Genomic DNA, 20521 nt, shown 5'->3' with positions numbered 1-20521 from the left:
GGGCGTGAGCACCGACCGCGACCACCGAGTGGCGGTCCTAGTCCTCGACGGAGCGAAAGCGCTCGACGTCGGCATCGCCGCACACGTGTTCGCGAAGCGGCCGAGCATGCCCTACGAGGTCCGCGTCTGCGCCGAACAGGTCGGCACCGTGGACGGGTGGAACGGCCTCGCCTACGCCGTCAGCCACGACCTCGACACCCTCACCTGGGCCGACACCATCCTCGTCCCCGGCTACCGGAATCCCGCCGAGGTCACCACACCGCCAGCTGTCATCGCAGCGCTCCGCGCAGCGCACGAACGCGGTGCCCGGATCGCAGCGATCTCGACAGGCGCGTTCACCCTCGCCGCCGCCGGCCTCCTCGACGGGCAAGCCGCGACGACGCATTGGCACTACACGGACGTGCTCCGCGACCAATACCCGGACGTCGACGTCGACGAGCACGTGCTGTTCGTCGACGCCGGCAACGTTCTCACCAGCGCCGGCGCCGCCAGCGGCATCGACCTCTGCCTCCACCTCATCCGCCGTGACCACGGCGTCGCCCTCGCCAACCACGTCGCCAGGCGTCTCGTCAGCGCGCCCTACCGAAGCGGTGGTCAGGCCCAGTACGTGCCGCGCACCATCCCCGAGCCGCACGGCGACGCCTTCGCCGCCACCCGAGCCTGGACGCTCGACCACCTCGACAATGACCTGTCCCTCGCGGTGCTTGCTCGCCAAGCGACCGTGTCCGCGCGAACGTTCTCCCGGCGATTCACGGCCGACACCGGCCTTACCCCGATGCAGTGGGTTCTTCGCGCCAGGATCGACCGGGCCCGGGAACTCCTCGAACGCACCGACTTGTCGATGACCCAGATCGCCGAAGCGACCGGGCTCCGCTCCGACGCGAACCTCCGACGCCACTTCGGCAGCATCATCGGCACCTCCCCCACCGCCTATCGAACCGCGTTCCAGGAGTGACAAGCCCATCTCGATAGGCGATCCGCTACCGGACGTTGCTACCGCAGCTCGCTTCCAAGGTCGCCGAGGCTGACCGTGAGGACGTCCGTCAAGAGGCGGGCGTGGGTGCCCTTCGGGTCGAGGTCCGGGTCGTAGACCGTGATCGACGCACCGACAGCGCGAGGTGCGAGCCCGCGAAGCAGCTCGATCAGTTCGTCCGGCGTGCAGCCGCCCGGGTCAGGACTGTCCACGGCGGGCATCACGGTTGCGTCGAGCACGTCGACGTCGACCTGCAACCAGTAGCCAGCAGCACCCGCTGTCGCCCGCAGGACGCCGACGACGGCAGCGGTGCCGCGACCGCGCCATTCAGAGGTCGGGACGACCGCACCGACCACGGTGCGAACCTCCGCCAATTCGGCGTCGTCGTCGCGGCAGCCGACATGGGCGGTCCGTGCGGGGTCGAAGTACGGGCCGGCACCGTCGATGTCAGACACGGCGGGCCAGTGGGCCCCAACTGCGGCGGCCAGGTCCTCCCCCGCGACGCTCGCGCACTCGTCGCTGTTTCCAGGGTGCCGGAAGTCGGTGTGCCCGTCCACGTGCACCAGCCCGACACCGCCTCGTCGCTTCATCGAGAGGCCGGCGCCGAGGAGCACGCTGCAATCTCCGCCGATGACCAGCGGCGCCGCACCGGTTGCCAGCACCGCGTCGATGCGGTCCGCGAGCCGCCGCGCATGATCGATCATCGCGCCCTCGTTTCGCACAACACCTGGGGTGCGGGTCGCGTCGTCGTCGACGTACCGACCAGGAAGGACCACGCCGGCGTCGGTCGCTCCCTGCTCTACAAACCGGCGGTAGAGACCGGCTTCGCGGAGCGCTTCGGGCGCTTTCGCCGCTCCGGGGACTGCGCCCGGCTCTGGTGGCCGCAGGCCGAGGTTGGTCGGGGCCGAGACAAGCGCGATCATCCAACCGAGTCTGACAGAACGGCTCCGCTTCTCCTCGCGGAGCTAAGTGGATACGACGACACACCGCGGCGAGAGGTGTCCGATTGGCGATCCTCAACCGGTACGCGCTGCAACAACACCCACGACCCTCGAACAGGTTACATTTCCCACAACAAATATTACGATGCGGTAACGGGGTACGGGGTTCCAATCTCCTCGTCGGAGGGCGCCGAATAACTTGCACAGACCGGGAACCACCCGGAGCGCTCACCAGCCGCACATTGCTGGTTCTCCACCCTGCACCAGGGTGTGTTCGGCGCGCACACAGCAGCCGCGCCGAGCGCGACACCTCAGCAAAGGAAACGATCACCATGCGCAAGAGCCTGAAGACCTCCATCACCCTCGCCACGACCGGCGCCCTCGTGCTCGGCGGTGCCGCGTTCGGCATCTCCTCCGCCCAGGCCTCGACCCCGGCGATCCACACGGTCTCGTCGTCGTCGTCGAAGATCCCCGCACCGGTCGCCTCGGTCCCCGAGGTCCTCGGCGGTTCCACCGCCGTGAAGCTCGACTCCGGCTTCACCGACGCCCTCACCGCCCTCAAGCTCACCCCCGGCGTCTCGGGAGATGCGACCCTGGCTGACGGGTCGGTGTCGTTCCCGATCACCGCCGGTTCGGTCACGTACTGGTCGCCGGACGGCAACTACAAGCCCTACGTGCAGGGCCTGCTCAACCACGACGACTCCGGCCTGACGCTGAAGGCCGGCGACACCACCGTCACGCTCGAGAACTTCGTCGTGAACCCGGGCTCCTCGAAGCTCTACGGTGACGTCCTGGTCAACGGCAAGGTCGCCGCGTCCAACGCGTTCCTGTTCGAGCTCTGGGGCGGCTCCCTCAAGCCCCTCCAGCTCGAGGGCGACAACGCCATCCTGACCGGCACCACCGTCCACGTCTCCGAAGACGCCGCCGGCCTGCTGAACAAGACCTTCGGCACCGACGCCGTCAAGCGCGGCCTCCTCGTCGGCACCGCCACCATCACCGCACAGATCAAGTAACACCCCACGTACTCCGGCTGTGCATGGCAGACCGGAACGGCCAACGCCCCGTCGCTCGCGACGGGGCGTTGCTCATGCGTCGAGACCCCACGCAACATCCGAAGCCCAAACGTCACTTTCGCGGTGACCAGCTGCGCCCGAACGCGCGCCGCTGGGCAGCCCCCCAGTCCGCGCCTCCTTTCGCCGTGACTGGCCTCTGCGACACGTGGGTAGGTGCGGCAGCGAGGATCAGCAGCGCCAGCGCGAGCGCCCCGAGCCGACGGTGGAGGGCGAAGCGCACTCGGTGCTGAGCTGCTCCGCGGGTTAGCATCGCCCTGGGGCGGATGGTCTGCCATCAAGGGGGACACAGTGTCGGACATCATCGCGGTCGGGGAACACAAGAAACGGGTGCAGTTCAAGCTCCGCATCCAGATGGTCGCGTTCATCGCAGCGGTCGTCGGCGGAGCAGCGTTCGCCATCAACGGCGCCGCTCACCTGAACAGTGCCGCGCTCGGGGCCATCGGCCTCGTGGGACTGGGCGTGGCGATCATCGCGTACGTGTGGTCACGCATCTACGGGCTCGTCATCATCGCGAAGCACCAGGGACCGCCGAACCTGCGCTGACCGCGGTCCGGGTGCCGCACTGCAACACGCTCAGTGACAGGCCGTGTCAAGGGCAACGATCCGGCTGGTCGAGCCGATACCGTCCCCCCACGTGAAGATTCCGTGCAAGTCCGGAGACCCGGACACGTCGTCCGTGAACTCCAGCCGGCTCGAGCTGGCATCGACCTTCTGCTGCTGCAGATCAGCACCCGGCACGGTCGCCTCGACCGCTGCCCGGACCGCCGCGGCGGCGCGGACCGGGTCGACGGAATCATCGAGGAACAGGTCCCACCGGTAGAACACGCCCGCCTTCGGACCGTATCCCGCATCGCAGTGCCCCGTGGACGGGGTGACGCGGACAGACCGCGCCGCAGCCGAACCCGTCGGCAATGACTGCCCAGCGGGGACGATGTCGTCCGGTGTGATCGCCAGCGCATCCAGTACGGCTTGGCTCACCGCGTCGAGTCGCTGCTTCGTCGCGGCCCGGCGCGCGGGAGCGTTGCGTTCCGCAGCCCGACCCGCCGGCGAGGCCGCGGTCTCCGATGCTCGGGCCTCGGCTCTCGCCGTCGCCAGCACCTCTGACCGCGGGTTCTCCCGCTCGTACGCCGCCTGCAGCCGCACCGAGGTCCGGATGATCGTCACCGACCCGGGGACGATCGTGCAGAGAGCGATACCCAGCGCCACAGCTCCGACCAGGAGCGCTGCACCCGGTGTCCCACGAGTGCGCCGGACGTCGACGATGCCCCAAACGAGCGCCCACCCGGGGATCCCGACACCGAGCACGATCGCGACGATTCCGTAGCCAGCGAACCCACCGGGACCGCCGCCGTCACCACCGTCGCCGCCGTCCTGCCCGTAGCCGGCCAGGAGACCGCCGAGGAAGTACGACACGAACGCCACCAACAAGGCCACCAGCGCCGCGATCGCGAGACCAACGGACACCCCGCTCACCCGTCGTCTTCCTCCCGGCCCACCACCCGACACTTCGGTCACACCACTCCCAACGCCCGGGTGTCGTTTGAGAGCACGCTCTCCCGAACGACAGGGGCAGGCTACCGCCAGATGATTACCTGGCCCCGCACGAACAGTCACCCACGCACCCGACGAAGAAGTCTCGGTACCGGACGGGTCCGCCGATGAAGTACCCGCGGCCGGGAACGGAGCGCAGAAGGTCGTCGCGGATGAGCGCCCGGTAGGCGTTCAGGATCGTGTTGATGCTCAGCCCGGAGGTTGCTGCCGCAACCCGGTACGGCGGCAACTGATCCCCGATCCGAAGCGTGCCGTCGGCGATCGCGTCGCGGACGAGCTGCTCGACCCGATGCTGCAGAAGCCCGCTCGACCGGTGCCGCGATGGCAACACGACGCGGAACGCACCCGGCAGTGCCGACGTCTCGTCCTCGTCCCTCATACGCCGGCGCCCCTCGTTCGGTTGTGGCGCGGGGCGGGGCGGGACACCGGATCAGTAGCAGCCCACCCCGCTAACAGCGGGTACCACCCAACTGCTGCCCACAGTCTGCCCCAACCAGCCCCTCGTACCGAGCAGTCGATGACGAAGCCCGCACCGCGACGCCGGAAGCCCGCCCCAGTTCGCCGGACCCCCGGGAGCCTGCGTATGCGTTGGTGCCAGTGGCGCTCATCGGTGCCCTCACTGTCGGCACGATCTCGCTCGTCGTCGCCGCACTGCTGAAGTGACCCCGCTCAGCGCGGTCCGCGGGACGGTGTTGGTTCCCGGGGGCGACGGAACGTTCGGGTCATCCCGCCACCCCGGGATAGCGCACTCCCCCACCAGCCTCAAGGCAGGAACGGCAAGTCTCTCGAACGGGAAACGAGTGTCACGCAGCATCACCGCCGCGGAGCGCTCCAGTCAGGATAGAACCGACTGTTCACCGGTGGAACCCTCTATCCGGTTCCCCGGAACGAGGTTCGGGATGTCGGCCACGCACCACACGCCACCGACATCCCGCACGCGCCACATCCTGACCCGAACAGGGGGCGCACCCCCAAGCGTGCGCGCACACGTATGTGCTGACAAGTCGGCACTACAGAGGACTGAGCATCGATGACGGGCCGGACGGGGCATGTCTGGCTGCCACCCGAAGACAGCCAGACTTCCCCCTGCGCGACGATGTCGCGGTGTCGGATCCGGCCGCGGTTTCCCTGTCCGCGACCGTGAGACCGACTCAAACACGTACGGGGTCGACCGGTGAGCCCCACAATGGGGGGAAACGCTCGGCTTCCCAGTGTTGGCGGGGTTTCACGGCCGCCGGGATATCCGCCAGACGCAGCTACCGAGCAGTCGCCGGAGCCGTCAGGCTGGCAACCGAGCACGTGCAGCGTGGGCGGTGTCGGACGGTGTCTCCCCGTACTGGGCCCGGTAGTAGCCGGAGAACCGGCCGAAGTGCGGGATCCCACTCGCCGCTGCTGCCGTTCCGACCGGCTGGTAGGGGTTCGCGAGGATCATCGTTCGTGCCCGGTGCAACCGCAGCAGCCGGACCACGGCCGATGGCGGTATGCCCAGGTCCCGCTGGAACGCTTCCTGCAAGCCACGCTTGCTGTACCCGCTCGCCGCCGCGATCTCCGGCTCCGTCAACCGGCCCCGATACCGCGCTTCGATACAGACCAGCGCTCGAGCCACCGCGGGTTTCTGCGCGCCAACATCAATCCCCACCGCTGCGAGCTCGCCCGTCGACGCCGACATGGGTTGACCGTAGACCCAACCTCCGAACCACGGTCACGAATTGAGGAGGCCACCCCCGAGGACGGCTGCCGCCGCCGGCACGGTCTGCTCGAGACGGTAGAACGCGCCGACCTCGGCGGCACCGTCGACGTCGGTGAGAAAAAACGCTCCGCTCTCGAGCATCACCCGGCCAACGAGCCGGTCCGTCTGACCCTCGATGATGTCCCACTCGGTCTCCGACCGACTCCGTAACCGCAACGCGTTCACACCAACACCCCATCCCTGCCCGGCCGCGCGCTCGGGAACCGGAACAGCATGATGCTCGCACACCGTCAGCGCCCACCCCGCAGGCCCCACCGCATGCGGACGGAACGACACCGCCACCACCCCCGGCAACCGGCACTCATACCGGGCGCACTGCACCTCCCACGCGACCGCCGTCAACATCTCCCACTCCCCCACCGACCAACACCGGGAACCTCCCAGTCGCAACGGGAACGTAGCCCGCAACCAGACCCACAGACGAACCGGGCATCGCCCGAGCGGGCTAACCGGATACGCGACGCCGCCCTCACCCACCAGCCGCCGGCATGGCCCGGTAGCCGATCGGCCTCCGGCACACCTACCAGTGGCAAGCTGACTTGAACTGCTTGGAGGCCTACGTCGTGAACTCAATCCTGCTTCTGCTCGCCGGCCCTGCCGGCGGCGCTGGTTCTCAGCACGGCATGTCCGTGCCGGTATGGCTCATCGTTGCGGCCGTTGTTGTCATCATCATCGTCGGAACGGTTGGCATCCTCCGGCGTCGTCGCTGACGTGTCCGATAGCCGATCCTTTACCGGCCAGCCTTCAGCACGCCAAACCACGTCCGTTAGCCGATCGCTAAACGAACCTTCGCGTGCACCAGGGCATAGGCCAGTAACCCATCACCATGAACTGTCGTCGGACCCGAACGCTCCACCCGCGAGCAGTGAGCTGCGTCGGTCATCGCCCAGACCGGGATCTCGCGACGCCGCCAACGGAACGCCTTCCGTCTCGGCGTGTAGACCGTCTTGTCTTCGAGGCTGAGAAACTGCCATGCTGAGACTTCGACGTCCCTGAGGGAATGAGACGCGATGGTCGGCAGGTCCGGATTCACCGCAGACGAGTGGCAGGACGTGGGTGGGGCACCCTTTACCGCGCCGGCGTTCATCGTGGCGTCGGGACCGCACCGCGCGGTGGCAACGGTGCGGAACATGCTCTCCGCGGCGAAGGCGTTCATGCTCCAGTCCGACACGTCGAACATGTTGATCACTGACGCTCGAGCGGATGGCACCGGACCGAACGGGGACCCAGGTTCAACGGCGCACACCCCGGAGAACATCGCCCGTCTTCGCGCAACGCTCACCCGGGTCGCGGACCTGCTCGATGCGAAGGGCGGCGCCGACGCTGACGGGTACAAGCGTGAGTTGCTGCGCATCGGCACTGCAGCAGCACTGGCCTCCCGAGACGGCGTACTGGGCATCAGCGGGAATGCGTTGAACGAGTACGAGGACGCTGCGTTGACGGAGCTGGCGAAGATCTTGGGCATCCCACGGTGAGCGGGTCCTCCGTAGGCACCGACGGCGTTTCCGCCCCGATCGGGACACCCCGAGTCGTGCCCCGCGTCCGTTGGGGCGTGCTCGCGTACGTTGCCTACCTCGTGGTGTTCCTCGGGGTGTGGATCAGCACCGGCATCCAGTACGACCGCATCGCCGATGACGCCGGGACCCTGACCCGCTGGTACGTGGCCCCACTCGCCGCGGGAACGGTGACCATCGCCGTGATCATCACTATCTCCCGGTGGGGGCGCCCGGTCCTGTTCGACGCCAAACGCCTCCTCCGGTGGACTGCGGTCCTCCCCGCGGTGCTGCTCGCGGTCGTCGCGGTCATCGCGGTCGCGACGTCGGCGCGGTCGGATGTGACACCGCTGATGTGGCTGCTGCTGATCGCGGGCAGTGTCCTGGTCGGGTTCAACGAGGAGATCGTGACTCGCGGAGTTCTCGTCGTTGCCCTTCGGCGCCGGTTCGGGGAACGCGGCGTGTGGCTGCTGAGCTCGGCGCTGTTCGCCGCGCTGCACCTCCCAAACGGGTTCTTCGGCGTCGGCCCCGGAGCCGTCGTGCAGGCGTTGTTCGCGTTCGGGTTCGGCAGCGCCGCGTACCTGCTCCGCCGCTACACCGGGTCGCTGCTGTGGGCGATGATGCTGCACAGGCTGTGGGACTTCGCCACGTTCTCCAGCACCTCCGCGCTCGTCGGACTGCAACCGTTCATCGGCGCACTCGCCGTCGTCACCGCGGCCGTCGTCCTCACTCGCGGACCCGCCAGCACACGAGATGCCAACCGGAAGGCCATCAGATGACCGTCGATACTCGCACCGAGACTCGAGTGCCCCGGACCATCTGGGTGGGCCTCGCCGCGGTTGTGGTGTACCTGTTCTTCGCTGCGGTGCTCGGGAACGTGTTCGGCGACCTCGCCGGCGACGATGACACTGCTGAGTTCGTCCTCTCGCACTACGTCCCGCTGCCGATCGCGATCATCATCGCGGTGCTGTTCCTCCGCTGGGCCGGATGGGGACGATCCGTCTGGACGGAACGGCCGACACCGACACTGCAGCCACGCCGATGGTGGCTGGTCAGCATCCCCGTGCTGATGATCCTGCTGCCGTTGGTGCAGCTGGTCGACGTGCCGTGGGGCGCCCGGCCCCTCGGGACGGTGCTGCTGGTGATCCTCGGCACCGCGATGGTCGGGTTCGGTGAGGAACTGGTGCTCCGCGGGATCCTCCTCGACGCCGTCCGCGCCCGCCACGGGGAACTAGTCACCATGCTGGTCACGGCCGCGGTGTTCGCGTTGGCGCACATCGTCGGCAGCGTCTGGGCGGGTGTGCCGTTCGCGGCGATCCTGTTCCAGGTGGCGGTGCTGTTCATGAACGGGACCTTGTACTACTGGGTCCGACGAGTCAGCGGACGACTCTGGGTGGCGATGGCCGTTCATGCCCTCACGGACTGCGTCCTCTACCTCGCTGCCGGTCCGTCCCGGCCGACGGATGCGTTGACGCAATCCGCGGACGCCGCCCCGAACCCGATCCTCGCGGTCGGGCAGACCCTCCTCATCGTCGCCGCGGTCCTCGGTGTGATCAGCGCCGCACGCGAAGACCACCGCAACCGCACCCACGTCCGACACAACGCCACTGCAACGCCCTGACCCCGCGCAGCACCCCCGCGAACCGGGAACGAGAGGACACCCTCATGGCCACCGCCCACGAACACCTCGACACCACTGACCACGCCGGCAACGGGTGGCAACGGTTCTGGAACCGCGGCGGCTGGTGGCGTGCGGTCCTCGCGGTCGTCATCTACCTCGCCATCTACGAAGGCATCGGCTGGGTCAACGCCCGGACCCTCGGCCGCGGCATCGACACCAGCAACCTGTTCTCCTCAGCCGGCTCCGTGTTCGCGGGCCTGACCGTGCCGATCCTCGTCATCGGTGTACTAACACTCGTGTTCGTGTTCACGTTGGGGTGGCGCCGAGAGGTCTTCGGCCGGCAACCAGTGCCTGGTCGGAAGTGGATGTGGATCGCCGTCGCCTTGCTCCTCGTCCCGATCGGAATGCGGATGGTCGCGACGAACTGGTCGGCGTACTCCGTCACTGTGATCCTCGCGGTGCTCTTCCTCGGCTTGTGCATCGGGTTCACCGAGGAACTCATCGCTCGAGGCATCGCCGTGAACCTTCTCCGTCGCGGCCACTACTCAGAACGGGTCGTGGCGTTGCTGTCGGCGCTGCTGTTCGGGTTGATGCACGCATCGAACGCCATCTCCGGCGCGAACCCGGTCACCGTCGGGCTCACCGTCGTCTACACCTTCGGGATCGGCATCATGCTGTACCTGTCGATGCGGGTCACCGGCAGCATCATCCCGGCGATGCTCCTGCACGCGGCGACGGACCCGACCACGATCCTCGCCACCGGCGGCATCGACGGGGAGAGCGCAACATCGGGCAGCGCGGGCCTGCTCGGCGTGGCCGGGATCTTCAACTTCGCGTACCCGGTCCTGGGCCTGCTGGCACTGTTCCTCATCAAGGGCCGAGTCAGCGCCCGCGCCGAGGGCGCCCGCACGCAAGAAACCACGGCGACGTCATGACCAGCGAAACCACGAAGATGCATCGTCGCCACCGGTGGGTGCCAGCCGACCGTCGGTGGTGGGGGCTGGACCGGCGGACGATCGTGCCCGCAGCAATCGTGCTCGTCACCGCAGCGATCATGCACTGGGCGGTGCCGTGGGTGAACGAGCGGGTCCCGTTCCGCGAGACCGTCACCGCTGGAGAGACGATGACGCTCGACGATGATGTCGTGTTCACACCACCTGCCGGGTGGGGCATCAGCGACGGTGTCCGCACCGGCGACCCCGAAGCCGGTGGCAGCTACCCGAAGTCCGCGACCGTGTTCGACGGAGCGAGCTCCATCACCGTCCGCAGCGGCACCTTCGAGGGCACTTCGGCCGCGCTGCTGCGGAAACTCAAGACGACCGACGCGACCGCCAGAGTCCGGACGCTGACGTCGACATCGACCCCGATCACCACCGCATCGGGTGTTCGGGGCGTGATCAGCGAGTTCCGTGACGCCCGCAACGACGGCGCGATCGCCGCGTTCGTCTCGGACGGTGTCGGCGTGGAGGTCATCATCAACACCCCGAACACCACACCGACCGACCGAGCCACGGCCATCGGACAGGTCCTCTCGTCACTGCGCATCGAAGGAGCCGGAGCATGATCTGGAACCGGCTCCGCCGAGCCCGCAACCGCGCGACGGGAACACACACGCAGCTGTCCGACTACTCGAACCTCGAACAGGCCCGCGCAGCGGTCTTCGAACGCTCCGGCTGGGGACTGCGGATGGAGTGGTTCCAGCCGCGGAACGCCGCGTTCTGGGTGTTCTGGGGCCTGGTGATCGCCGGAGGGTGGAACGCTGTCGGCATCATCCGTTCGACGGCGGCGCCGTTCGCGTCCGCGGTCGAGATCAACAGCTTCGTCCTGGTGCTGTACGCAGCGCTGTTCTGGTGGATCACCAGAACGATGGACCGGTACTCGACCCTCCCGGTGAGCCTGGTCGTGCACGCGTTCATCTGGGGCGCCACCGCCGCGACGTTCTTCATGGCGATCTACGCCAACGACGCGGTACTCAGCCTCTACGGCAAGACGTTCGGGCAGTCCTGGGCTGCGGATTGGGGTGCCGGTCTCACCGCCCCCATCACCGAAGAAGTGTCCAAGGGCATCGGTCTGGTGCTGCTGATCACCCTGGCACCTCGGATCGTGCGGACCACGTTCGACGCCTTCATCCTCGGTGCGTTCCTCGGTCTTGGCTTCCAGATCGTCGAGGACGTCCTCTACGTCGCGCAGACCGCTGGGGCGAACTTCGGCACGCAGCCGTTCCTCGCCGGATTCGAGACCCTGATCCTGCGGGTGACCACCGGCGTCGCGGGCCATATCGCCTACTCCGCGATCTTCGCGACCGGGCTGTTCCTCCTCGCGGGCAGCCCCGCCCAGCGGCGACGAGTGGGCCCGGGGATACTCCTCATGCTCACCGCGGTCGTGCTCCACGGCGTGTGGGACGACCTCAGCGCGCTCACCGGTCCGCTGCAGAACTGGAACCTCGTCTTCATCGCGGTTCTGACAGTGGTTGTCCTGGTCGTGGTCTTCCGCGTCTTCCGGTTCGCCGTCCGTCCGGAACGGGATGACCTTCGCATAGTCCTCGCACCCGAGCTCGCTGCAGGGCTCCTCACCTCCGACGAGGTCAACGCGGTCGTCGGAACCCGGAGAGCACGCCGCCGGTACATCGCATCGGCCGGCGCCCGTCCTGCACGCCGCCGCTGCCGTGTCCTGCTGACGGCGATCCACGACCTTGCAGAAGCGCTCCCGCTAACCGAGGACCCGGACCACATCGCCTTCACCCGCCAGGAGATCACCCGCATCAGGACCGCAGCGTAGACCGATGTCCGTCGGACGCTGACCGGGCCGCAGCCGCGCACCGGTGGAGAGTGCGCTTCTGGAACATCCGGAAGCGCACTCTCGACAAGGAAACGGCGGGTGTGCCATCGTCACCTGTGAGCGCACGCTCAGCAACGCCACCACCACGCCGTTCATCAGGGGGACGCATGGGTCCGCAGGCGCAACACGGTCAACCACCACGTCACCTCAGCGTGTTCGCCCGCCTACTGGTGCCGGTCATCGCGTTGACCGCCAGCGTCGGCGTCTCAGTTGCCGCGGTGCCGGCGACCGCAGCGACGGTCGGTGCGGATGAGGACACGTACTCGATCACGTTCGCCGCACGTGTGTGCGACTCCTACACGGACGTGCTCGCGAACAAAGCGCGGAACAACCTGATGGAGTCCCTGAAGGACCTCGGCGCGGACACGAACTACGACGCGTGGGGCATCGTCTCGGCCGAGAAGGAAGAGACCGGCAATGCGAACTGCCGGCCCCTGCCGAACTGGCAGATGACCACGGGCACCTGGTTCAACGGGAAGACCCCAGCAACCCAGAACCTCAGCACCGTCACCAGTCCGTTCGACACCACGATCCGCACCGGCGCCTCGACCCCGCTGCTGGACACCAACGGGGACCCGACCGGCGGCACCCTCCCCGGCGCCGTGACAATGAACCTCACCGCCGCGCAACTCGCGGCCGCGAACTCCGGCTCACGGCTCTGGATCCAAGGCGGCACCCCCACTGCGCCGTTGAACGGGCAGCAAGACCAATACGGGTTCGCGGCGCTGCGCTGCGGGCAGGACGCCGTCAACGGCGACAACGTCGAAGCGGTGTACTTCCCGTCTGGGCAGCGACACGTGTTCTGCTTCTACTACGCCGTCACTCCGCCGCCACAGTCCGGCACCATCGTGGTCCGCAAACAGCTCGCCTCGGACAGCAACGGCACCGGCACGTTCCGCTTCGACGGCAACCTCTCCTACGCCGACGAGAACAACGACGGCACAAACGACTTCTCCGCCACCGCCAGCCCCGGTAACCCAGCAACGACCACCTTCATCCGCGGCGAGGTGCGCGGCAGCGACCCGGCGTGGAGCTTCCAAGAAGCATCGACACCCGGTTGGGACCCACCCGCCGACCCCGTGTGCACCAGCCAGACCGAAGACAGCACCATCACGATCGACCCGGCAACGCACCGGGCGAGTATCCGACTCGCGGGCGGTGACACGGTCACCTGCGTCGTGACGAACAACCGCACCACCATCGGCGACACGTCCCTCGCCGTCGAATCCCTCGGCGGCACCGCCTCCTTCCCCGTCACGGTCACCGGTCCGACCGCAGCTCCTGCGGAGAACTTCACCGGCACCGCAACGACGACCGCGGTCGGAGCACCGGTTACCCCATGGTCCGGGTCGTCCCTCAGCCTCGGCTCGTACGTCATGTCGGAAGTCCTCCCAGCCCCGACCGCAGCGGGACGCTGGGAAGCGGAAAGCGCAACCTGCGTCGACCGGTTCGGCACCGTCGACACGTACGACACCACCGCCACGGGGCAGACCCGCACCTTCACGTTGACGACGATCACACCATCGTCGAACCACTGCATCTTCACCAACCGGTTCACCCCAGCAGGGTCCATCACCCTGCAGAAGACCACTCTCGGCGCCGCAGGCACGTTCAACTACGACATCACCGCCCTCGACGCAGCCGACAACCCAGACCCCGACCAGGACTACCGCGCGACCGCGACCACCACCACACCGGGGATCCCCACGGCCGCGACACCGGTCGGCCCAGCAGCAGACGCACTCGTCGTCGCCCCGACGACCCGGTACCTCGTCCGCGAGCAAGCACCCACCGGTGACCTCCTCGGCTTCTGGCGATTCACGAACCTCAACTGCGGCGCCAACACTGTCGAACGCGCCGGAGCGAACGCGTTCATCGTCACCTTGAACACCGCGAACCCCGACGCGACCTGCGCGCTCGAGAACACCTACGAACGCACCGGACGCTTCCAAGTGAACGTGCACACCACCGCCGACCAGACGCTCCGCCCCGACAGCGACGTCATCGAGGTGACCTGCAACGAGGGCACCGACATCCCCGTCACCACGGACGCCGGCAACGCCAACGGCACGTCCGGTCCGTACGTCGTCTTCGGCGGCGCGGAATGCTCGCTGACGCATGCCGAGACCGGAGCCGCCGGCGGTACGACGGTTGCGGAACGCGCGACAGTCACCGTCGACGGCGGAACAGTGACGCCACTCGAGCTCACACGCGACGTCGTCGCGCTCGGCGCCGGACGTGCCGTCGTCGTGGACGTGTACACGACCATCACCGCCGCGGCGCAACCCGAACCCACATTGACACCCACACCGACGCCGTCTCCGTCGGACACCGGATCACCGGTACCGACGCCGACGGGCGACCCGTCCGACGGGACCGTCGTCCCGATCGCCAATCCGGGTGACGGCGACGAGGGCCCCCTCGCGTTCACCGGAACGAACATCAGCGGGGCAATCTTCGCCGCCGGATTCCTGCTGCTCCTCGGAGGCGGCCTCGTGCTCCTGCAACTCAAGCGCCGCAGCTCCGCACGCTGACGCCCTGGTGAGAAAATGTTCCATGACCAATCGGCGCCGCGGACGTTGTCCCGCAACGAGCTCGCCCTCGTACCGGGGCGCCCGATAGCCGGTCCCTCAGCAGACCGCCGGACCGGACTCGAACCGGACGCAGCTTCGAGCAGGGTCGTGTCTCACATGGGTGGTCCGCTGATCGTCGCAGTGAGGGAGCCCCATGCGTACGACCCCACGACAGCCACCGAAACGATGAAGCCCACCGAGATCCTCGGTGGGCTTCTTCGTCGTGGCGACTCAGGACGATGTCCGAGCCGGCCGTTCGGTCGGGCTGACAGGATTTGAACCTGCGACCCCTTGACCCCCAGTCAAGTGCGCTACCAAGCTGCGCCACAGCCCGCGAGTTCCGGAGAACTCAGGATCCCGGAGGATCCTCGCCCGCGTCCGACCGGAGCGCGAGCGACCGGTCCAGCATAGCGGACGTCAGACCCCCTCCGTGCCACGGCGAGTCGGAGCGAGCAAGCAACCAGAGCCGCCCGAACAACCCAAACGACACGATCGCCCCGGACGAGACCGTCACCCCGCCCGCACCACCTCACGCCGCGCCGCCAACCACGGCAACCCGAGCCCGACGAGCAACCCGCCGGCCCCGTCCGCCGCCAGGTCCCCGATGGTGTCGTCGTACCCGACGTAGATCGCCGAGTCGACGAAGTTGTGCCCGAGCCACTCCCCCATCTCCCACGCCGCCCCGATCGCGAGCCCAGCGCACAGCCCGAGGACCGCGACGACCACCCGGCGCTCCCCGTCCGGCGCCGGCACCGCGCGCAGGTCAGCGCCGATGACGTAGAGCACGGCGGCGAGCAGCCCGGTGAGCACGACGTGCATGAACTTGTCCCACAGGAACACGCTCGTGTACCACTCGAGCACACTCGACCACCCGGCGAGCAGCACGAGCACGCACACCGCCAGGTCGAACGCGGGCCGCAGTCCGAGCATCCGCGGCACCACGACCCCGAGCAGCGACAGCGCCATCACCGGCAGCGCGGTCCCGCCCCACCCGATGCTCGCGACGACCAGACTGACGAGCGTCAGGGCACGCACGACGTCGGCCACCAGGAACCTCGGCCGCAGGAACGTCGGCCCGAGCGCCCGGATCACGACGCCCACCGCACGACCGCGTGCACGGCAGCGTGGTCGGACGGCCACACGCCGCCCGGCCGCCGGTTCGACACGGCGACCCGCTCGACGGTCGCGTCCGGCGTCACGAGGACGCCGTCGATGCGCCGGCCTCCGACGCGTGGACTCCCGTAGTGCGGGTACGTCCCGTACGGCTCACCCATCTGCCGGGAGGCCCGCCCCCAGCTGTCGACGACACCAGCGTCCGCCAGTGCTCGCCAGGGTGCGGACCCTGCCGGACTGTTCCAGTCGGCCATCACGACAGCGGGCAGGCCGCGCTGCCGGACGATCCGCCCGAGCAGTTCGGCGGACCGCAGCCGAGCCCACGGCGAGGCGACGTCGAGGTGGGTGGCGACGGCCAGGAACCGGACGCCGGTGGCGCGGTCGTCGACGACGGCTCCGACGGCGTGCCGGGGGAAGGACGTGGCCCACGAGCGGGATCCCGGACGGCTCGGCGTGCGAGACAGCGCCCAGGTGCGCTGCTCGACGACGTCGAGGCGCGAGCGGTCGAGGAAGAGCCCGACCTGTTCGCCACCGCCGCGCGCGCCGCGCCCGGCCAGGACGGGCTCCCAACCGGATCCGAGGCCGGCCGTGAGGTCGTCTGCCTGCGTGGGGAGGGCCTCCTGGACGGCGAGGACGGTGGGCGCTTCGGAGGTGACGAGCGCGGTGATGGCGTCGCGTCGACGCTCCCAGGCATCGGGGTGCGCGGACGGTCGCGGCACGCGGCGCCGCACGTTGAGGGTCATGCAGTGGACCTCGGGCGACCGGACGGCTCCGATGAGCGGGTGGTCGTCGGGGTGGTGGGGCATGCCTCCCTTCTACGAGACGACACCCGTCGGATTCCCAGGGACCTCTCCGCGTGGCTCGTAGGGTGGCCCGATGCGTTCTCGTCCCACCCCTCGTGTCCTCGTCGCGATCGCGGTCTCCGGACTGCTGCTCGGAGCCGCCGGGTGTACCTCGAGTGGCCCGGACACGAGCCGCCCGACGCTCGTGAAGGCCACGGCGCAGACGGTCACGGTCGCCGATGCCTCCGACGCTGCGGCACGGTCGGTGCGGGTGAGCACGGCCCTGTTCGCGAGTGCTCCCGGCGCGATCGTGGCGACGGCCGGCGATGCCGACGCGATCTCCGATGCCGCGAAGGCCGCGGCGAGCGCCCACGTTCCGGTGCTGCTGACCGCGAAGGACGAGCAGGACACGAAGGGCGGCGCTGCCGTCGCCCGCGAGCTCGATCGGCTCGGGGCTGATTGGTACCAGGCCGAGGGCGACGTGTCGGTCGACACGGACGTCGAACAGCGGAAGGCGCCTGAGGGCGGCGACGCGCCGGAGTCGACCCGGGCCTCCCGGCAGGCCACCGTGGTGGTGGCGGACGCGAGCGCGGACGCTGCGGCCGTGGCGACCGCGAAGGCCGCCGGTGCGGAGGTGGTGACCATGCCGGAGGGCGTGACCGACCCGGCTGCCGCACCCGACGTGGTGACGGCGCTGCACGAGCGGAGGCAGCACCAGACGGTCCTGGTCGGTGCGGCGTTCGACGCGCTGCAGGACCCGGAGTGGACGGTACGGGCGGCCGAGGGCGGCTTCCAGCTGCGGAACGGCGGCCAGCGACCGTTCGACGGGCACCGCTACGTGGCGCTGTACGGGGCTCCCGGCGCGCCGGCGCTCGGTGTGCTCGGCGAGCAGGGGCCGGAGGCCACCGTTCAGCGTGCCGAGCAGGTCGCGAAGCCGTACCGGGCCGAGTCCGACGAGCTGGTGACGCCTGCGATGGAGGTCATCGCGACCGTCGCCGCGGGGGACGCCGGGGCGGACGGCGACTACTCGACCGAGCTGCCGGTGTCGACGCTCGAGCCCTACGTCGACGCCGCGCACGACGCCGACATGCCCGTGATCATCGACCTGCAGCCGGGCCGCTCGGACTTCCTGTCGCAGGCGAAGAAGTACGAGTCGCTGCTGAAGAAGCCCGGGGTGTGGCTCGCGCTCGACCCGGAGTGGCGGCTGACGAAGGACCAGGTGCCGCTCGAGCAGATCGGCAGCGTGTCGGCGTCCGAGGTGAACGAGGTGTCCTCGTGGCTGGCCTCGCTCGTGCGCGAGGAAGGGTTGCCGCCGAAGGCCCTCGTGCTGCACCAGTTCCGGCTCTCGATGATCCAGGACCGGTCGGCGCTGAAGACCCATCCGGAGCTCGACATGCTCGTGCACGTCGACGGGCAGGGATCGCAGCCGGACAAGCAGGCGACGTGGAAGGCGTTGCACCAGGGCGCGCCGGAGGGCCTGCACTGGGGCTGGAAGAACTTCTACGACGAGGACACGCCCATGCTGACGCCGTCGCAGACGATGGCGGACGTGCAACCGACGCCGTCACTGGTCACGTACCAGTAGCGTTGTTCTCCACAGACTGGAGGCGCGACCCGCGTTTCGTCGGTTGCTCCTGACAGCATGGGGGCATGGACACCCCCACCGCTGCTCCGTCTGTCGTCTCGCCGTCTGCAGACATCGCCGCCGAGGCACAGCAGGCGCTCGCTGCGCTCACCGGGCGCCCCGACGCGGTCTTCCACCCCGGCCAGCTCGAGGCGATCTCCGCCCTGGTCGAGCACCGGCAGCGCGCCCTCGTCGTGCAGCGCACCGGGTGGGGCAAGTCCGCGGTGTACTTCCTCGCGACCCTGCTGCTCCGGCGTCGTGGTGGTGGCCCGACCGTCCTGGTGTCGCCGCTGCTCGCCCTGATGCGCGACCAGGTGGCTGCGGCTGCCCGGGCCGGGGTCCGTGCGGTGTCGATCAACTCGGCGAACGCGCACGAGTGGGGCGAGACCCAGGCCGCGCTCGCTCGTGACGAGGTCGACGTGCTCCTCGTCTCCCCCGAGCGCCTGAACAACCCGAAGTTCCGCGACGAGCAGATGCCGACCCTGATCGCCCGGATGGGCATGCTCGTGGTCGACGAGGCGCACTGCATCTCGGACTGGGGCCACGACTTCCGACCGGACTACCGCCGCTTGGCCGAGCTCATCCGCTCGCTCCCCCACGGCGTCCCCGTCCTGGCGACCACCGCGACGGCGAACGAGCGCGTGGTCGAGGACGTCGCCGAGCAGCTCACCGCCGGCCCGGCCGACCCGGTGTTCACGATCCGTGGGTCGCTCGCCCGGGCATCGCTGCGCTTGGGCGTGCTCACGCTGCCCGACGCCCGGCAGCGGCTCGGCTGGCTGCTCGCGCACCTCGGCGACCTGCCCGGCAGCGGCATCATCTACACGCTCACGGTCTCGGCGGCCGAGGACATCGCCCGACTGCTGCGCGACAACGGGTACGCCGTCCGGGCCTACACGGGGCGCACCGACACCGACGAGCGGGAGCAGCTCGAGCAGCAGCTCAAGGGCAACGAACTGAAGGCCCTGGTCGCCACGAGCGCGCTCGGCATGGGGTTCGACAAGCCGGACCTCGGGTTCGTCGTGCACGTCGGCGCTCCGTCGTCCCCCGTCGCGTACTACCAGCAGATCGGTCGTGCGGGTCGTGCCACCGACAACGCCGACGTGCTGCTGCTGCCTGGTCGTGAGGACCGTGAGATCTGGCAGTACTTCGCGAGCGCGTCGATGCCGACTTCTGCGCGGGCGACCGCCGTACTGGATGCTTTGTCCACCGACACCGCGATGTCGACGGTCGCGCTCGAGGGCCTGGTCGACATCAAGCGTTCCACCCTCGAACTCCTGCTCAAGGTGCTCGACGTCGACGGGGCGGTCCGACGCGTCACCGGCGGCTGGGTCTCCACCGGGCAGCCGTGGCAGTACGACGCCCCGCGGTACGAGCGGGTCGCGGCTGCACGTTCCGCCGAGGCCGCCTCGATGCTCGACTACGAGTCCACCTCGGCGTGCCGCATGCAGCTGTTGCAGCAGGACCTCGACGACCCGTCGGCGGAGCCCTGCGGTCGGTGCGACAACTGCGCCGGGGCGTGGTTCCCGACCGCGGTCTCCGACTCGGACTCGTCCGGTGCGGCTGCCGCGCTCGACAAGGTCGGTGTCGAGATCGCCCCGCGTGCCCAGTGGCCGTCGGGCATGTCGTCGCTCGGAGTCTCGGTACGGGGCAAGATCGGCGCCGACGAGCTCGTGCAGCCCGGCCGTGCAGTGGCTCGTCTGACCGACCTCGGCTGGGGCGGGCCGCTCCGTGCACTGTTCTCGCCGTCCACACCCGACGCCCCGATCTCCCGCGAGCTCGTCGACGGCTGTGTCCGTGCGCTCAAGGACTGGCCGTGGGAGACCCGGCCGACCGGGGTCGTCGCGATGTCCTCGCGGTCGCGGCCGCAGCTCGTGGGGTCACTCGCCCAGGCGCTGTCCACGATCGGACGGCTGCAGTTCCTCGGCACGCTCGACCGGAACGGCGGCACGCCCCGCGGCGACGGTGCGACGAACAGCGCGTACCGGTTGTCCGGCGTGTGGGAGACGTTCCAGGTCGGGCCGGAACTCGCTGCGGCGCTGCAGTCGCACCAGGGCCCGGTGCTGCTCGTCGACGACCTGGTCGACAGCCGGTGGACGATGACCGTCGCGGGCCGCGAGCTCCGGCGTGCCGGGGCCGCCGCCGTGCTGCCCTTCGCGCTGGCCACCGTCGCGTAGCGCTGCCCGCCGCCC

Annotated in this window: 21 protein-coding genes and 1 tRNA gene; 13 read left to right on the top strand and 9 right to left on the bottom strand. The window is 69.1% G+C overall.

The window, feature by feature from the left end:
- Positions 1 to 4 precede the first annotated feature (4 nt).
- Positions 5 to 955 carry a GlxA family transcriptional regulator gene (locus GVL05_RS05540; RefSeq protein ID WP_123338459.1) on the top strand — a complete coding sequence of 317 codons (951 nt, stop codon included), beginning with the start codon at positions 5 to 7 and terminating at the stop codon, positions 953 to 955.
- Between the two features lie 38 nt (positions 956 to 993).
- Here GVL05_RS05540 and GVL05_RS05535 read toward each other — a convergent pair whose 3' ends face one another.
- Positions 994 to 1896, bottom strand: a complete 903-nt coding sequence (locus GVL05_RS05535) for an arginase family protein (protein WP_159571998.1) — start codon at positions 1894 to 1896, stop codon at positions 994 to 996.
- A gap of 350 nt (positions 1897 to 2246) precedes the next feature.
- Between GVL05_RS05535 and GVL05_RS05530 the strand changes: the two genes are divergently transcribed.
- Together GVL05_RS05530 and GVL05_RS05525 are read left to right on the top strand one after the other, a co-directional pair.
- Entirely contained in the window at positions 2247 to 2927 is a 681-nt protein-coding gene (locus GVL05_RS05530; RefSeq protein ID WP_131922103.1) for a hypothetical protein, read from the top strand.
- A gap of 348 nt (positions 2928 to 3275) precedes the next feature.
- Positions 3276 to 3530, top strand: coding sequence for a hypothetical protein (locus GVL05_RS05525; protein WP_131845521.1), 255 nt, complete (start codon positions 3276 to 3278; stop codon positions 3528 to 3530).
- A 30-nt stretch (positions 3531 to 3560) separates the two neighbouring features.
- Here the strand turns inward: GVL05_RS05525 and GVL05_RS05520 are convergent, their stop codons facing one another.
- From GVL05_RS05520 to GVL05_RS05505, 4 genes are all read right to left on the bottom strand, one after another.
- Positions 3561 to 4451, bottom strand: coding sequence for a hypothetical protein (locus GVL05_RS05520; protein ID WP_235035864.1), 891 nt, complete (start codon positions 4449 to 4451; stop codon positions 3561 to 3563).
- A gap of 124 nt (positions 4452 to 4575) precedes the next feature.
- On the bottom strand, positions 4576 to 4917 hold the full coding sequence (locus tag GVL05_RS05515) for a GntR family transcriptional regulator (protein ID WP_131845519.1): 342 nt from the start codon (positions 4915 to 4917) through the stop codon (positions 4576 to 4578).
- A gap of 900 nt (positions 4918 to 5817) precedes the next feature.
- A complete protein-coding gene (locus GVL05_RS05510; protein WP_159571992.1) occupies positions 5818 to 6207 on the bottom strand; it encodes a helix-turn-helix domain-containing protein in 390 nt (129 codons plus the stop codon).
- 33 nt (positions 6208 to 6240) lie between these two features.
- Positions 6241 to 6633, bottom strand: a complete 393-nt coding sequence (locus GVL05_RS05505; protein WP_131845517.1) for a hypothetical protein — start codon at positions 6631 to 6633, stop codon at positions 6241 to 6243.
- Between the two features lie 218 nt (positions 6634 to 6851).
- Between GVL05_RS05505 and GVL05_RS05500 the strand changes: the two genes are divergently transcribed.
- A complete protein-coding gene (locus GVL05_RS05500) occupies positions 6852 to 6998 on the top strand; it encodes a hypothetical protein (RefSeq protein WP_159571989.1) in 147 nt (48 codons plus the stop codon).
- 56 nt (positions 6999 to 7054) lie between these two features.
- On the opposite strand, the gene GVL05_RS05495 is transcribed toward GVL05_RS05500, so the two are convergent.
- A complete protein-coding gene (locus GVL05_RS05495; protein WP_235035863.1) occupies positions 7055 to 7444 on the bottom strand; it encodes a hypothetical protein in 390 nt (129 codons plus the stop codon).
- On the opposite strand from GVL05_RS05495, the gene GVL05_RS05490 reads away from it, so the two are divergent.
- The 7 genes from GVL05_RS05490 to GVL05_RS05460 all read left to right on the top strand — a co-directional run bounded on the left by GVL05_RS05490 (position 7419) and on the right by GVL05_RS05460 (position 14774).
- Complete coding sequence (locus GVL05_RS05490) at positions 7419 to 7763, top strand: hypothetical protein (protein WP_235035862.1); 345 nt, start codon at positions 7419 to 7421, stop codon at positions 7761 to 7763. The two genes, GVL05_RS05495 and GVL05_RS05490, sit on opposite strands and share 26 nt — an antisense overlap.
- A gap of 56 nt (positions 7764 to 7819) precedes the next feature.
- Positions 7820 to 8560, top strand: coding sequence for a CPBP family intramembrane glutamic endopeptidase (locus GVL05_RS05485; RefSeq protein WP_159571980.1), 741 nt, complete (start codon positions 7820 to 7822; stop codon positions 8558 to 8560).
- Complete coding sequence (locus GVL05_RS05480; protein WP_159571977.1) at positions 8557 to 9402, top strand: CPBP family intramembrane glutamic endopeptidase; 846 nt, start codon at positions 8557 to 8559, stop codon at positions 9400 to 9402. The genes GVL05_RS05485 and GVL05_RS05480 overlap by 4 nt, the downstream gene beginning before the upstream one ends.
- 44 nt (positions 9403 to 9446) lie before the next feature.
- Positions 9447 to 10337, top strand: coding sequence for a CPBP family intramembrane glutamic endopeptidase (locus GVL05_RS05475; protein ID WP_159571974.1), 891 nt, complete (start codon positions 9447 to 9449; stop codon positions 10335 to 10337).
- Positions 10334 to 10966 carry a hypothetical protein gene (locus GVL05_RS05470; RefSeq protein ID WP_159571971.1) on the top strand — a complete coding sequence of 211 codons (633 nt, stop codon included), beginning with the start codon at positions 10334 to 10336 and terminating at the stop codon, positions 10964 to 10966. Before GVL05_RS05475 ends, GVL05_RS05470 begins: the two co-directional genes overlap by 4 nt.
- A complete protein-coding gene (locus tag GVL05_RS05465; RefSeq protein WP_159571968.1) occupies positions 10963 to 12180 on the top strand; it encodes a PrsW family intramembrane metalloprotease in 1218 nt (405 codons plus the stop codon). Before GVL05_RS05470 ends, GVL05_RS05465 begins: the two co-directional genes overlap by 4 nt.
- 212 nt (positions 12181 to 12392) lie before the next feature.
- Positions 12393 to 14774 (top strand): hypothetical protein, encoded by a 2382-nt coding sequence (locus GVL05_RS05460; RefSeq protein ID WP_159571965.1) that lies wholly within the window; start codon positions 12393 to 12395, stop codon positions 14772 to 14774.
- 299 nt (positions 14775 to 15073) lie between these two features.
- Here GVL05_RS05460 and GVL05_RS05455 read toward each other — a convergent pair.
- The 3 genes from GVL05_RS05455 to GVL05_RS05445 form a co-directional block, all read right to left on the bottom strand.
- Positions 15074 to 15147, bottom strand: a tRNA-Pro gene (locus tag GVL05_RS05455).
- Between the two features lie 176 nt (positions 15148 to 15323).
- Positions 15324 to 15905 carry a hypothetical protein gene (locus GVL05_RS05450; RefSeq protein WP_159571962.1) on the bottom strand — a complete coding sequence of 194 codons (582 nt, stop codon included), beginning with the start codon at positions 15903 to 15905 and terminating at the stop codon, positions 15324 to 15326.
- Positions 15902 to 16732, bottom strand: coding sequence for an endonuclease/exonuclease/phosphatase family protein (locus GVL05_RS05445; RefSeq protein WP_159571959.1), 831 nt, complete (start codon positions 16730 to 16732; stop codon positions 15902 to 15904). The genes GVL05_RS05450 and GVL05_RS05445 overlap by 4 nt, the downstream gene beginning before the upstream one ends.
- A 70-nt stretch (positions 16733 to 16802) precedes the next feature.
- Between GVL05_RS05445 and GVL05_RS05440 the strand changes: the two genes are divergently transcribed.
- Both GVL05_RS05440 and GVL05_RS05435 read left to right on the top strand, forming a co-directional pair.
- Positions 16803 to 18293: a hypothetical protein gene (locus tag GVL05_RS05440; protein ID WP_159571956.1), complete on the top strand. Its 1491-nt coding sequence runs from the start codon at positions 16803 to 16805 to the stop codon at positions 18291 to 18293.
- Between the two features lie 65 nt (positions 18294 to 18358).
- Positions 18359 to 20506 carry an ATP-dependent DNA helicase RecQ gene (locus GVL05_RS05435; RefSeq protein WP_159571954.1) on the top strand — a complete coding sequence of 716 codons (2148 nt, stop codon included), beginning with the start codon at positions 18359 to 18361 and terminating at the stop codon, positions 20504 to 20506.
- Positions 20507 to 20521: the final 15 nt, after the last annotated feature.

This window comes from Curtobacterium sp. 18060, from assembly GCF_902706105.1.
Taxonomy (GTDB): Bacteria; Actinomycetota; Actinomycetes; order Actinomycetales; family Microbacteriaceae; genus Curtobacterium.
Note: the sequence above shows the minus strand (reverse complement) of the source record. Positions and strands in the feature narration are given on the sequence as shown.

What these genes read in the sequence shown, in the direction of transcription:
- GVL05_RS05535 (WP_159571998.1), bottom strand. Translation starts at nt 1,896, where the DNA reads ATGATCGCGCTTGTCTCGGCCCCGACCAACCTCGGCCTGCGGCCACCA.
- GVL05_RS05530 (WP_131922103.1), top strand. Translation starts at nt 2,247, where the DNA reads ATGCGCAAGAGCCTGAAGACCTCCATCACCCTCGCCACGACCGGCGCC.
- GVL05_RS05515 (WP_131845519.1), bottom strand. Translation starts at nt 4,917, where the DNA reads ATGAGGGACGAGGACGAGACGTCGGCACTGCCGGGTGCGTTCCGCGTC.
- GVL05_RS05510 (WP_159571992.1), bottom strand. Translation starts at nt 6,207, where the DNA reads ATGTCGGCGTCGACGGGCGAGCTCGCAGCGGTGGGGATTGATGTTGGC.
- GVL05_RS05505 (WP_131845517.1), bottom strand. Translation starts at nt 6,633, where the DNA reads ATGTTGACGGCGGTCGCGTGGGAGGTGCAGTGCGCCCGGTATGAGTGC.
- GVL05_RS05490 (WP_235035862.1), top strand. Translation starts at nt 7,419, where the DNA reads ATGCTCTCCGCGGCGAAGGCGTTCATGCTCCAGTCCGACACGTCGAAC.
- GVL05_RS05495 (WP_235035863.1), bottom strand. Translation starts at nt 7,444, where the DNA reads ATGAACGCCTTCGCCGCGGAGAGCATGTTCCGCACCGTTGCCACCGCG.
- GVL05_RS05480 (WP_159571977.1), top strand. Translation starts at nt 8,557, where the DNA reads ATGACCGTCGATACTCGCACCGAGACTCGAGTGCCCCGGACCATCTGG.
- GVL05_RS05475 (WP_159571974.1), top strand. Translation starts at nt 9,447, where the DNA reads ATGGCCACCGCCCACGAACACCTCGACACCACTGACCACGCCGGCAAC.
- GVL05_RS05470 (WP_159571971.1), top strand. Translation starts at nt 10,334, where the DNA reads ATGACCAGCGAAACCACGAAGATGCATCGTCGCCACCGGTGGGTGCCA.
- GVL05_RS05465 (WP_159571968.1), top strand. Translation starts at nt 10,963, where the DNA reads ATGATCTGGAACCGGCTCCGCCGAGCCCGCAACCGCGCGACGGGAACA.
- GVL05_RS05445 (WP_159571959.1), bottom strand. Translation starts at nt 16,732, where the DNA reads ATGCCCCACCACCCCGACGACCACCCGCTCATCGGAGCCGTCCGGTCG.
- GVL05_RS05440 (WP_159571956.1), top strand. Translation starts at nt 16,803, where the DNA reads ATGCGTTCTCGTCCCACCCCTCGTGTCCTCGTCGCGATCGCGGTCTCC.
- GVL05_RS05435 (WP_159571954.1), top strand. Translation starts at nt 18,359, where the DNA reads ATGGACACCCCCACCGCTGCTCCGTCTGTCGTCTCGCCGTCTGCAGAC.